Raw genomic sequence first — 12,150 nt, 5'->3', positions numbered from 1 at the left:
GATATGGTCGCCATCCTCTTCCTGCTTCTTCCCCTGCCGTTTTTGCTGCTGGGGTATTTCGGGAAATGGAAGGTGACGGCGGCTATCGTCGGGTTGCTGGGCTTGTGGCTGGTATACATCTTATACCTCCATTGGACTGGCGACCCGAACGATCCATCGTTGAATGAATATGGCGCCCAGATTTTCCCTTATTTCTTGGGCGTGCTGATCGCAGGAATGTCTTTGGCCCACTGTATCGGTTGGAGCGTTCGCTATTTGAAGACTCGGTTCGATGACAATCGCGCTAGGTCAAAACTCGGAGAGACTTTCGAATGAGCATCCTCATCGACAAGAATACCAAGGTCATCACGCAAGGGATGACCGGTGCCACCGGCACCTTCCACACCGAACAGGCGCTCGCCTATGGCACGCAGATGGTCGGCGGCGTGACGCCGGGCAAGGGCGGCACGACGCACATCGGCCTGCCGATGTTCGACACCGTTGCCGAAGCGAAAGATGCGACCGGCGCGACCGCAAGCTGCATCTATGTGCCGCCGCCGTTCGCCGCGGACTCGATCCTCGAGGCGATCGACGCCGAAATCCCGCTGATCGTCTGCATCACCGAGGGCATCCCGGTGCTCGACATGGTCAAGGTGAAGCGCGCGCTGTCGGGTTCGAAGTCGCGCCTGATCGGCCCGAACTGCCCCGGCGTGCTGACGCCGGGCGAATGCAAGATCGGCATCATGCCCGGCAGCATCTTCTCGAAAGGCAGCGTCGGCGTCGTCTCGCGTTCGGGTACGCTGACCTATGAAGCGGTGTTCCAGACGAGCAACGCGGGCCTCGGCCAGACCACCGCGGTCGGCATCGGCGGCGATCCGGTCAACGGCACCAATTTCATCGACGTACTCGAGCTGTTCCTGGCTGACGAAGCGACCAAGTCGATCATCATGATCGGCGAAATCGGCGGCGACGCCGAGGAACAGGCGGCGCAGTTCCTGATCGACGAAGCCAAGCGCGGCCGCAAAAAGCCGATGGCCGGCTTCATCGCGGGCCGCACCGCGCCTCCGGGCCGCCGCATGGGCCATGCCGGCGCGATCGTATCGGGCGGCAAGGGCGACGCCGAAAGCAAGATCGCGGCGATGGAAGCCGCGGGCATCACCATGTCGGCGAGCCCGTCCGAACTCGGCACGACGCTTGTCGAAGTGCTGAAAGAACGCGTTTGATTTAAGCGCCCGCTGTCAACAGCCGTTGTCAGCGGGCGTCGCTCCCATACCCTCCCCGGAGCCATTTCTCTTTCGAGAATGGAAAAGACAATGAACCTCGAACGACAAAGCTTTGACATCGACGAGCCGCAGGCTGGTCCCAGCTGGGCGCCGAAGAACTGGCCCCAGATCGACAGCGACGACCTGACCGCCGCGCTCGATCCGCAGCAGATGCAGGTCGCGGTCAAGGCCGCCGCGGCCAAGGCGGGTGCGCCGCTGTCGAATGCTGAAGTCGAGCGCGCGGCGAATGATTCGATCCGCGCGATGATGCTGATCCGCACCTATCGCGTGCGCGGGCATCTCGCCGCCAATCTCGATCCGCTGGGGCTCAGTACGCGCGAGCTGCCCGCCGACCTGACCCCCGAATATCACGGTTTCGTTGGCGCCGATCAGGACCGCCCGGTCTATATCGGCGGCACGCTGGGCCTGGAAAAAGCGACGATCCGCGAGATCGTGGCGATCCTGCGCGCCAATTATTGCGGCAATGTCGGCCTCGAATATATGCACATCGCCGACCTCAAGGAACGCCAGTTCCTGCAGGAGCGGATGGAAGGCGCCGACAAGATCATCGAATTTTCGGTCGAGGGCAAACGCGCCATCCTGAACAAGGTGATCGAGGCCGAGGAATGGGAGAAATTCCTCGCCAAGAAATATGTCGGGACCAAGCGTTTCGGCCTCGACGGCGGCGAAAGCATGATCCCCGCGATGGAAGCCATCATCAAATATGGCGGCCAATATGGGGTCAAGGAAATCGTCTATGGCATGGCGCATCGCGGGCGGCTCAACATGCTCGCGAACGTCATGGCGAAGCCGTACAAGATCATCTTCCACGAATTTGCCGGCGGATCGGCGAACCCCGACGACATCGGCGGTTCGGGCGACGTCAAATATCACCTCGGCACCTCGACCGACCGCGAGTTCGGCGGCGCGTCGGTGCATATGTCGCTGGTTCCCAACCCTTCGCACCTCGAAGCGGTCGATCCGGTCGTGCTCGGCAAGGTGCGCGCGCAGCAGGTGGTGCGTGACGACCTCGCCAAGCATGAACAGGTGCTGCCGGTGCTGATCCATGGCGACGCGGCGTTCGCGGGGCAGGGGATCGTGTGGGAATGCCTCGGCTTCTCGGGCATCCGCGGTTACAATACCGGCGGCTGCATCCACTTCATCGTCAACAACCAGATCGGCTTTACCACCAGCCCGCAATATGCGCGCTCGTCGCCCTATCCGTCGGACGTGGCGAAGGGCGTGATGGCGCCGATCCTGCACGTCAATGGCGACGATCCCGAAGCGGTGACCTTCGCGTGCAAGCTCGCGATCGATTTTCGCCAGCAGTTCAAACGCGACGTCGTGATCGACATGTGGTGCTATCGCCGCTTCGGTCATAACGAGGGCGACGAACCGTCGTTCACCCAGCCTTTGATGTACGAACGCATCCGCAAGCACCCGCCGGTGTCGCAGCTCTGCGCCGCCAAGCTGGAAAGCGAAGGCGTGATCGACGCCGGTTGGGCCGACGCGCGCCGCGCCGAGTTCATTGCGCGGCTCGAAAGCGATTTCGAGGGCGCCAAGAGCTATAAGCCGAACAAGGCGGACTGGTTCGCCGGGCGCTGGTCGGGGCTACACGCTCCCGCCGATCCCGAAAATGCCCGCCGCAACATCTCGACCGGGGTTTCGGACAAATTGTTCGATTCGATCGGGCGCGTCCTGACGACGATCCCCGCCGACGTCGAAGTCCACAAGACGCTGCGCCGCGTCATCGACGCACGCGGCGCGATGTTCGCCGACAAGAGCGACGGCGAAGTGTTCGACTGGGCGACCGCCGAAAGCCTCGCCTTCGGCACCTTGCTCAGCGAAGGCTATCAGGTCCGCCTGTCGGGCCAGGATTCGGGGCGCGGCACCTTCAGCCAGCGCCACGCGGTCTGGGTCGATCAAAAGACCGAGGCGAAATATGTGCCGCTGACCACCGTCCCGCACGGCCGGTTCGAGGTGCTCGACAGCCCGCTCTCCGAATATGGCGTGCTCGGTTTTGAATATGGCTATGCGATGGCCGATCCGAAATCGCTGGTATTGTGGGAAGCGCAGTTCGGCGATTTCGCCAACGGCGCGCAGATCATGATCGACCAGTTCATTGCGTCGGGCGAAGCCAAATGGCTACGCGCCAACGGGCTCGTGATGCTGCTCCCGCACGGTTATGAAGGGCAGGGACCGGAGCATAGCTCCGCACGCCTCGAGCGCTTCCTCCAGCTCTGTGCGGGCGACAATATCCAGGTGTGCAATATTTCGACCCCGTCGAACTATTTCCACGTCCTGCGCCGCCAGATGCTGCGCCCGTTCCGCAAGCCGCTGATCATCATGACGCCGAAGTCGCTGCTCCGGCACAACCTGGCGGTGTCGCAGCGCAGCGACTTTATCGGTGACGCGCATTTCCGCCGCATCATGTCCGACCGCACGCCGCCCGCTGACGCCGACATCAAGCGCGTCGTGCTGTGTTCGGGCAAGGTCGGTTACGACCTGATGGAAGCGCGCGACGCCGCGGGGCTGACCGACACGACGGTGATCCGTATCGAACAGCTCTATCCCTTCCCGGGCGATCCGCTCGCGGTGCGCTTGAAGCGGATGCCGAAGCTGGAGGAGGTCGTCTGGGCGCAGGAAGAACCGCGCAACAACGGCAGCTGGTTCTTTGTCGAGCCCTTTATCGAAGAGGCGCTGAACGAAGCGGGCCACAAGGGCATGCGCCCGCGCTATGCGGGACGCGCCGCCGCGGCGTCGCCCGCGACGGGCCTGATGAGCCGCCACCAGACCGAGCAGTCGGCGCTGGTCGCCGACGCACTGGGCCTCAGTGTCCGTGCCGAAATTCGCCGCAGCAAGAATAAAGCCTGAGCCAGGCACAAGACCCCCAAGGAACTGCACCTATGAGCACCGAAGTCAAAGTCCCCACGCTGGGCGAAAGCGTCACCGAAGCGACGATCGGCGAGTGGCTGAAACAGCCGGGCGAAGCCGTTGCACTCGACGAGCCGATCGCGAGCCTTGAAACCGACAAGGTCGCGGTCGAAGTGCCTTCGCCGGTCGCGGGCGTGATGGGGCAGCAGGTTGTCGCGGTTGGCGACACGGCCAATGTCGGCGCGGTGATCGCCACGATCGAAGCCGGTAGCGCCGCTGCCGCTGCGCCCGCCCCGGCGGCAAAGGCTGAAGCCGCCGCGCCGGTGCCTGCCGCGACCGCTCCGGCGGGCGAGGGCGTCGATACGGTCACGACCATGTCACCCGCGGTGCGCCGCCTCGTGCTCGAACATGGCGTTGACCCGACGAAGATCCAGGGCAGCGGCAAGGACGGCCGCCTGACCAAGGAAGATGTACTCGCCGCCGCGAGCGCGGCGCCCGCAGCCGCCCCGGCTCCGGCTGCTGCGCCCGCCCCCGCTTCCGCCGCCAGCGGTGCATCGGGCCGCCGCGAAGAACGCGTCAAGATGACGCGGATGCGCCAGACGATCGCCAAGCGGCTCAAGTCGGCGCAGGACACTGCGGCAATGCTGACGACGTTCAACGACGTCGATATGTCGGCGGTGATGGCGACGCGCGATAAATATCGCGAAAGCTTTGAAAAGAAGCATGGCGTGCGCCTTGGCTTCATGAGCTTTTTCACCAAAGCGGTGGCGCTCGCCGCGCATGACATTCCCGCGGTCAACGCGCGCATCGACGGCGACGAGATCGTCTATCACGACTATCTCGACGTCTCGGTCGCGGTCAGCGCGCCGAACGGCCTGGTCGTCCCCGTCGTGCGGGGCGCCGACAGCCTGTCGTTCGCCGACATCGAAAAGGCGATCGCCGATCTTGGCAAGCGCGCCAAGGAGGGCACGCTGACGATGGACGACATGACCGGCGGCACCTTCACCATTTCGAACGGCGGTGTGTTCGGCGGCCTGATGTCGACCCCGATCATCAACCCGCCGCAGTCGGCGGTGCTCGGCCTCCACCGCATCGAGGACCGCCCGGTCGTGCGCAACGGCGAGATCGTCATCCGTCCGATGATGTATCTGGCGCTCAGCTATGACCACCGTCTGATCGATGGTCGCGAGGCGGTAACCTTCCTCAAGACGATCAAGGAAGCGATCGAGGATCCGACGCGGTTGTTGATCGACCTTTGAACTGGTTTACCCGTCATCCCGGCGAAGGCCGGGATCTCGACGGTAAGGTCCGACGCAACGTAGAGATCCCGGCCTCCGCCGGGATGACGAGAGAAGAGACATGAGCGAGCAATCCTACGACTACGACGTCCTTGTCATCGGTGCCGGTCCCGGCGGTTATGTCGCGGCGATCCGCGCAGCGCAGCTGGGGCTGAAGACCGCCTGCGCCGACGGGCGCGAAACGCTGGGCGGCACCTGCCTCAACGTCGGCTGCATCCCGTCGAAGGCGATGCTGCATGCGTCGGAATATTTTGACGCAGCCGCCAACGGCGCGATGGCGAAGATGGGGATCGACGTGACGCCCAAGCTCAACCTGCCCGCGATGCATGCGCAGCGCGTCGATGCGGTGAAGGGGCTGACCGCAGGCATCGAATTCCTGTTCAAGAAGAACAAGGTCGACTGGCTGAAGGGCTATGCCGCGTTTACCGGCAAGGACAGTGTCGAGGTTGCGGGCAAGACCTATCGCGCCAAGAATATCATCATCGCCACCGGATCGTCGGTAACCCCGCTGCCCGGTGTCGAGGTCGACAATGACAAGCAGGTGATCGTCGATTCAACGGGTGCGCTCGAACTGGCGAAGGTGCCGGGGCATATGGTCGTGATCGGCGGCGGCGTGATCGGGCTTGAGCTGGGCAGCGTATGGCGCCGTCTGGGCGCCAAGGTCACCTGCGTCGAGTTTCTCGACCAGATCCTGCCCGGCATGGACGCCGACGTGCGCAAGGATGCCAACCGCATCTTCAAGAAACAGGGCATTGAATTCAAGCTGAAGACCAAGGTCACCGGCGCGGTCGTGAAGGGCAAGAAAGCCGTTCTGACGCTCGAACCCGCGGCGGGCGGCGAGGCGGAAACGCTCGAGGCCGATGTCGTGCTGGTGTCGATCGGACGGCGGCCGAACACCGACGGGCTCGCGCTCGACAAGGCGGGGCTCGCGGTCAATGCGCGCGGCCAGATCGAAACCGACCATGATTTCAGCACCCAGGTGCCCGGCATCTGGGCGATCGGCGACGTCATCCCCGGTCCGATGCTGGCGCACAAGGCCGAGGACGAGGGCATCGCCTGCGCCGAAAATATCGCGGGCCAGACCGGCATCGTGAACCATGATGTGATCCCGTCGGTCGTTTACACCTGGCCCGAAATCGCCGGGGTCGGCCTGACCGAAGAGCAGGCGAAGGAAAAGAGCGAGGTCAAGGTCGGCAAATTCCCGATGGCGGGTAACAGCCGCGCCAAGACCAACCACGAACCCGACGGTTTTGTGAAGATTATCGCCGACGCCAAGACTGACCGGGTGCTCGGCGTGTGGTGCATCGCAAGCGTCGCGGGCACGATGATCGCGCAGGCGGCGCAGGCGATGGAGTTCGGCGCGACCTCCGAAGACATCGCCTATACCTGTCATGCGCATCCGACGCACAGCGAGGCGATCAAGGAAGCCGCGATGGCGGTGACGGGCAAACCGATCCACGTCTGACACGAATATCGAGGGGGAGAGAATTATGGCGAAGCATTGGCTCGGGGTAGCGGCTTCGCTGTCTCTCTCCCTCACCGCAACGAGCGCGCAGGCGGCGCCCGACCTTGTCGCCGCCAATGCGCGGCTGACCGCGCTGCTCGACAAAAATTATCCGGCGCTCGACGCGCTGTATCGCGATCTGCACCAGAACCCCGAACTCGGGATGCAGGAGGTCCGCACCGCGGGCATCCTCGCGCAACATCTGCGTAAAGCAGGCTTTACCGTCACCGAAAAGGTCGGCGGCACCGGCGTCGTCGGCGTGCTCAAGAACGGCGAGGGGCCGACGATCCTGATCCGCGCCGACATGGACGCGCTGCCGATGGAGGAAAAGACCGGGCTCGCCTGGGCGAGCAAGGCGCGCGCCACCTATGAGGGCAAGGATGTCCCCGTCATGCACGCGTGCGGCCATGACACGCATGTCGCCTATCTGGTCGGGGTCGCGCAGGCGCTCGCCGCGATGCGCGACAGCTGGTCGGGCACCGTCGTGCTGATTGGCCAGCCTGCCGAGGAGATTTTGAAGGGCGCGAAAGCGATGCTCGACGACGGGCTGCTGACGCGCTTCCCCAAGCCCGATTATGGTTTCGCGGCGCATGTGCTGAACGGCCCGACAGGGACGGTGGGGATCAAGGCGGGGACCGCCTTTTCGGCGTCGGACAGCTATTCGATCACGTTCCACGGTCGCGGCGGTCATGGCTCGATGCCGTCGGCGACGCTCGACCCGATACCGATCGCGGCGCGCTTTGTGACCGATGTTCAGACGGTGATCAGCCGCGAAAAGGATCCCTACGCATTCGGCGTGCTGACGATCGGCGCGATCAACGCGGGCAGCGCGCCCAACATCATCCCCGACAGCGCCGAGGTAAAGGTCAACATCCGCTCGCTCACCCCCGAGGTGCGCCAGCTGTTGCGCTCGGGCGCCGAGCGTTCGGCGAAGGCGGCGGCGATGATGGGCAATGCCCCCGAACCGACGATCACCTACCTGACCGGCACCGCGAGCCTGGTGAACAATGAGTCGATGGCCGCCAACGGCTTCGAAATCCTGAAACCGGTGTTCGGCGACAAATTGCTGTTCGCCCCCGCCAGCGCGGCGCCGGTTTCGGCGAGCGAGGATTATTCGGAATTCGTCGATGCCGGCATCCCGTCGCTCTATTTCGCGATCGGCGGCTATGATCCCGCGGTCCTCGCCGACCTGAAGGCGAAGGGGCAGCCGATCCCGACCAACCACTCGCCTTTCTTTGCGCCCCAGGCCGAGCCGGTGATCCGCGGCGCGGTGTCGGCGATCGTCCTGTCGGTCATCGGCGGGGTATGGCCGAGCGCGAAATAGGCGCCGATGCTCGACGTCGACAATGCGCTGATCGTTCGCCTGCTCGACCTGGCGGGGATTGGCGTGTTTGCCTTGTCGGGCGCGTTGATGGCGGTGCGGCTGCGCCAGACGTTGGTCACCGCCGCCTTCTTTGCGCTGGTCACCGGGGTCGGCGGCGGCAGCGTGCGCGACCTGTTGATCGGCGCGCCGGTGTTCTGGGTGCAGGATGGCGCGATATCGGCGGTGTGCATCGCGATCGCGCTGATCGTGTGGCTGACCCCCGAACGCTGGTGGCAGGGGCAGTTGCTCGAATGGGCCGACGCGGTCGGGCTGGCGGCCTACGCGGTGTTCGGCACCGCCAAGGCGCTTGCATGGGGGGTGCCGCCCGCCCCGGCGCTGCTTATGGGCGTCATCACCGGCTGCGTTGGCGGCACGATCCGCGACATATTGGCAGGGGTGCCGTCGATCATCGTGCGCCCCGAAATTTACGTTACCGCGGCGGCGCTCGCGTCGGGGCTGTTCCTGCTCTTGCTGTGGCTCGGCGCCGGAACCCCGGTTGCGGCGGTGGTCGGCGCGGTTGCCGGGTTCATCCTGCGCGGCGCAGCGATCCGCTGGTCGCTAGCTTTGCCCGCCTATCGCGATCCCAAAACAGGCGCTTAGGGCGCTGTCCACCATCCCGTTCGCTCGACACGAACGGACGAGAGGCGGCGCGTAAGGTTCTGGATGCCCGACTTGACGTTCGCGTCAACTGCGCCATGCTAAGGAAAACCGGCCGAAGGATTTCCGCAGCATGACCACCGCGCAGACGACCGCCAATGGCATAACGATTACCTATGAAGACAAGGGACCGCGCGATGCGCCTACGATCCTGCTCGTCATGGGGCTGGGCGGGCAGCTGACCTTGTGGCCCGACGAGTTTGTCGATGCGCTGAACGCGCACGGATTCCGTACCATCCGTTACGACAATCGCGACGTCGGCCTGTCGACGCGCTTCGACGCGGCGGGGGTGCCGAACGTCAAGTGGATGGTCGTCAAGTCGATGTTGGGGCTTCCGGTCCGTTCCGCCTACACGCTCGCCGATATGGCCGCCGACGGCGTCGCGCTGCTTGATCATCTGGCGATCGAGCGCGCGCATATCGTCGGTGCGTCGATGGGCGGAATGATTTCGCAGCATATCGCCGCGCGCTATCCCGATCGCACCCTGTCGCTGACTTCGATCATGTCGAGCACCGGCAACCGCCGCCTGCCGCGCGCGCGTAAGGAAGCGATGCAAGTGCTGGCGAACCGGCCGATGAGCGGCGATCCCGAAGACATGATCGCCTATTCGGTGCGCGCCGCGCGGGTAATCGGCAGCCCCGCCTATCCCGCTGCCGAGGAGCGGTTGCAGCGCCGTGTCCGTGCCGATTTCGAGCGCGGTTGGTACCCACAGGGGGTCGCGCGGCAGATGGCGGCGATCGTCGCCGACGGCGACCGGCGCCCTTTGCTGAAGACGATCACCGCGCCGACCTTGGTCGTGCATGGCGAGGATGATCCGCTGGTACCGCTCGCCGCAGGGCGCGATACGGCGGCCAACATCGCGGGCGCGCGACTGCTGACGATCCCGGGGATGGGGCATGACCTGCCGCTGGCGCTGGTCGATACGCTGGCCGACGCGATTGCGGGGCATGCCAAGGGGGGCGCGGTGGCGGCGTAAAGCAGGGCATTGGAAATGAGCCTGTTCTCCCGCGAAGGCGGGAGCCCATCTCCCGTCGGTGCAAGGTTGCGCCAGCAGGAGATGGATCCCCGCCTTCGCGGGGAAACAGGCCATAAAATGTCGCTTTATTTCAGGAACAACGCCACCGTCGCGAAGAACCCCTTCGCTTCCGCCGCACCCGACCGCGGCACGGCGGGCAGGTAGCCGCGGCAGTCGAGGCACGCGGCCTGCACCGATCCCGTCTGCGTCAGCAGCGCCATATCCTGCACCAGCCGCCGTTCGGTCAGCTGGCGGTTCATCGCCGCGATGCCGAACCAGCCGCGCGGTGCGGCGGCGACTTCCTCTTCGCTCTTGCCCAAATTGGCCAGCATCTTGGCGAATTCGCTCGGTTCGTCCTCATAATATTGAGCGTGAAAATCGCCCTCGACCTTGGCGAGTTTCGCCGCCGCGGCCAGCGCGTCGGGCAGGCCGCCGAACTGGTCGACCAGCCCCAGCTGCCGCGCGGTGCCCCCGGCCCAGACGCGGCCCTCGGCAATCGCCTGCACCTTTTCGAGTGGCTGCTTGCGGCTTTTCGCGACGAGCCCGGTAAAGCGCGCATAGACGTCCTCGACGCTCGCCTGCGCCAGCGCGTTGAACTCGTCGTTGACGCCGCCGACCACGTCGGGCTGACCCGACAACGGCGTCGTCGCGATGCCGTCGGCGGTGACCCCGATCTTGGCGAGCGCCTGCTCGAAGCTCGGCAGGATTCCGAACACCCCGATCGATCCGGTGATCGTTTCGGGTTCGGCAAAGATGCGGTCGGCGGGGGTCGAAATCCAGTAACCGCCCGATGCTGCGACATTCGCCATCGACACGACGATCGGCAGCTTTTTCGCCTTGGCGACGAGCAAGGCCTGACGGATCTCTTCGGACGCCAGCACCGATCCGCCGGGCGAATCGACGCGGAGCACGATCGCCTTCGTGCTGTCGTCGGCCGCGGCGTCGAGGATATGCTGCGCGACCGTGGTGCCGCCCGCGACCCCGGTCGGCGCCTCGCCATCGACGATCTCGCCGACGACGGGAACGACCGCGATGGCGCTGCCCTTTGTTGCAGGCGGGTTGGCGGCGACCCAGTTTTCGAGCGGGATCGCATTATATTCCCACGGCTTGCTGTCGTCATAAGCGCCGCTGATTTCGGCGACGCGGGTGTTGAACGCCATCCGGCTGCCGAGCTTGTCGACCAGCCCCGCGTCGAGCGATGCCTTGGACAGATCGTTGCCCGCGGCGCGCACCGCGCCCGCGGTGTCGGCGATATAGGCGTCGATCTTGGCCGCCGGGCGCGCCTTTTTGACGTCGGTCAGCCAATTGTCCCACAGCACGCTGGCGTAGGCGAGATTGGCCTCCTTCGCTTCGGGCGACTGGTCGCTGCGCAGGAAGGGTTCGACCGCGCTCTTGAACGTGCCGACGCGGTAGATGTTCGCGGTGATGCCAAGGCGGTCCATCAACCCCTTGTAATAGAGCCGCGAACCACCAGGACCCGCGATCGCCACCCCGCCGACGCTGTCGGCCCAGATTTCACTGGCGTGCGAGGCGATCTGATAGCTGTCGGTGGTGTAGGCGGTGGCAAAGGCGAGTACGGGCTTTTTCTTGGCGCGCACCTTGTCGACCGCAGCGCCGATTTCGGCGAGCGACACCTGGCCGCCGCCCAGAAAGCGGTCGAGGTCCAGCACGACCGAGGTCACGCGCTTGTCGTTGGCGGCTGTTTCCAGCGCATGAACGACGTCGCGGACGCGGATTTCCTGCAGCTGGTCGCCGCCCGACAGCGCGGTGACAGTGTCGACCTCGGCGGGCTGTTCGCTGACCACCCCATCGAGTTCGATCAGCAGCGCGCCCTCGCTGACCGGCAGACCGGCGTTGGGACGGCCCGCGAGCAGGCCGAAAATCGCGACGAAGAACAGCAGCAGGAAAATCAGCGCCAATCCATCCTTGATCGCAACCAGCAACCGCCACACCTTGCGCGGAAAGCTGGTTCCCGATTTCGGCTTGTCGTCGCCGGGTAGCGGGCGGCGTACCGGAATGGCCCAGGGGCCGGCTGGATCGTTCGGGGTGTTGGCGGTGGTGTCGGTCATGGCTGCAAACCTAGGGATGCGGCTGGCCGTTGGCAATGCACGCTTCGACGGGTGGGGAACCCAGTCCTATGGACGACTACGTCCCCAAATCCCCGTTCGCATCGAGCGAAGTCGAGATGCCCATCGGCT

At 64.9% G+C, this 12,150-nt stretch carries 9 protein-coding genes; 8 read left to right on the top strand and 1 reads right to left on the bottom strand.

All coding sequences use genetic code 11. From position 1 onward, the window contains the following. Window positions 1-3: 3 nt before the first annotated feature. From G9408_RS08745 to G9408_RS08710, 8 genes are all read left to right on the top strand, one after another. Complete coding sequence (locus G9408_RS08745; protein WP_168453655.1) at window positions 4-315, top strand: hypothetical protein; 312 nt, start codon at window positions 4-6, stop codon at window positions 313-315. Continuing rightward, window positions 312-1,202, top strand: a complete 891-nt coding sequence (sucD, locus tag G9408_RS08740) for a succinate--CoA ligase subunit alpha (protein WP_168453654.1) — start codon at window positions 312-314, stop codon at window positions 1,200-1,202. Before G9408_RS08745 ends, sucD begins: the two co-directional genes overlap by 4 nt. A gap of 90 nt (window positions 1,203-1,292) precedes the next feature. Next, window positions 1,293-4,115: a 2-oxoglutarate dehydrogenase E1 component gene (locus G9408_RS08735; protein WP_168453653.1), complete on the top strand. Its 2,823-nt coding sequence runs from the start codon at window positions 1,293-1,295 to the stop codon at window positions 4,113-4,115. A gap of 32 nt (window positions 4,116-4,147) precedes the next feature. Beyond that, window positions 4,148-5,374 carry a 2-oxoglutarate dehydrogenase complex dihydrolipoyllysine-residue succinyltransferase gene (gene odhB / locus G9408_RS08730; protein ID WP_168453652.1) on the top strand — a complete coding sequence of 409 codons (1,227 nt, stop codon included), beginning with the start codon at window positions 4,148-4,150 and terminating at the stop codon, window positions 5,372-5,374. A 100-nt stretch (window positions 5,375-5,474) separates the two neighbouring features. Then, on the top strand, window positions 5,475-6,878 hold the full coding sequence (lpdA, locus tag G9408_RS08725; protein WP_168453651.1) for a dihydrolipoyl dehydrogenase: 1,404 nt from the start codon (window positions 5,475-5,477) through the stop codon (window positions 6,876-6,878). Between the two features lie 25 nt (window positions 6,879-6,903). After that, on the top strand, window positions 6,904-8,241 hold the full coding sequence (locus tag G9408_RS08720; RefSeq protein WP_168453650.1) for an amidohydrolase: 1,338 nt from the start codon (window positions 6,904-6,906) through the stop codon (window positions 8,239-8,241). A 6-nt stretch (window positions 8,242-8,247) separates the two neighbouring features. After that, on the top strand, window positions 8,248-8,880 hold the full coding sequence (locus G9408_RS08715) for a trimeric intracellular cation channel family protein (RefSeq protein ID WP_168453649.1): 633 nt from the start codon (window positions 8,248-8,250) through the stop codon (window positions 8,878-8,880). 130 nt (window positions 8,881-9,010) lie between these two features. After that, window positions 9,011-9,913, top strand: coding sequence for an alpha/beta fold hydrolase (locus G9408_RS08710; RefSeq protein ID WP_168453648.1), 903 nt, complete (start codon window positions 9,011-9,013; stop codon window positions 9,911-9,913). 125 nt (window positions 9,914-10,038) lie between these two features. Here G9408_RS08710 and sppA read toward each other — a convergent pair whose 3' ends face one another. Then, window positions 10,039-12,021, bottom strand: coding sequence for a signal peptide peptidase SppA (sppA, locus tag G9408_RS08705; protein ID WP_168453647.1), 1,983 nt, complete (start codon window positions 12,019-12,021; stop codon window positions 10,039-10,041). Between the last annotated feature and the right edge of the window lie 129 nt (window positions 12,022-12,150).

Source organism: Sphingopyxis microcysteis, from assembly GCF_012274265.1.
In the GTDB taxonomy this organism is placed as follows: Bacteria; Pseudomonadota; Alphaproteobacteria; order Sphingomonadales; family Sphingomonadaceae; genus Sphingopyxis; species Sphingopyxis microcysteis.
The sequence above is the reverse complement of the archived record's forward strand: the minus strand, read 5'-3'. Positions and strand labels throughout refer to the sequence as shown.

Bases quoted from the DNA above. Each gene is read 5' to 3' on its own strand.
- G9408_RS08710 (WP_168453648.1), top strand. From the start codon at position 9,011: ATGACCACCGCGCAGACGACCGCCAATGGCATAACGATTACCTATGAA.
- G9408_RS08715 (WP_168453649.1), top strand. From the start codon at position 8,248: ATGCTCGACGTCGACAATGCGCTGATCGTTCGCCTGCTCGACCTGGCG.
- sppA (WP_168453647.1), bottom strand. From the start codon at position 12,021: ATGACCGACACCACCGCCAACACCCCGAACGATCCAGCCGGCCCCTGG.
- G9408_RS08720 (WP_168453650.1), top strand. From the start codon at position 6,904: ATGGCGAAGCATTGGCTCGGGGTAGCGGCTTCGCTGTCTCTCTCCCTC.
- sucD (WP_168453654.1), top strand. From the start codon at position 312: ATGAGCATCCTCATCGACAAGAATACCAAGGTCATCACGCAAGGGATG.
- lpdA (WP_168453651.1), top strand. From the start codon at position 5,475: ATGAGCGAGCAATCCTACGACTACGACGTCCTTGTCATCGGTGCCGGT.
- G9408_RS08745 (WP_168453655.1), top strand. From the start codon at position 4: ATGGTCGCCATCCTCTTCCTGCTTCTTCCCCTGCCGTTTTTGCTGCTG.
- odhB (WP_168453652.1), top strand. From the start codon at position 4,148: ATGAGCACCGAAGTCAAAGTCCCCACGCTGGGCGAAAGCGTCACCGAA.
- G9408_RS08735 (WP_168453653.1), top strand. From the start codon at position 1,293: ATGAACCTCGAACGACAAAGCTTTGACATCGACGAGCCGCAGGCTGGT.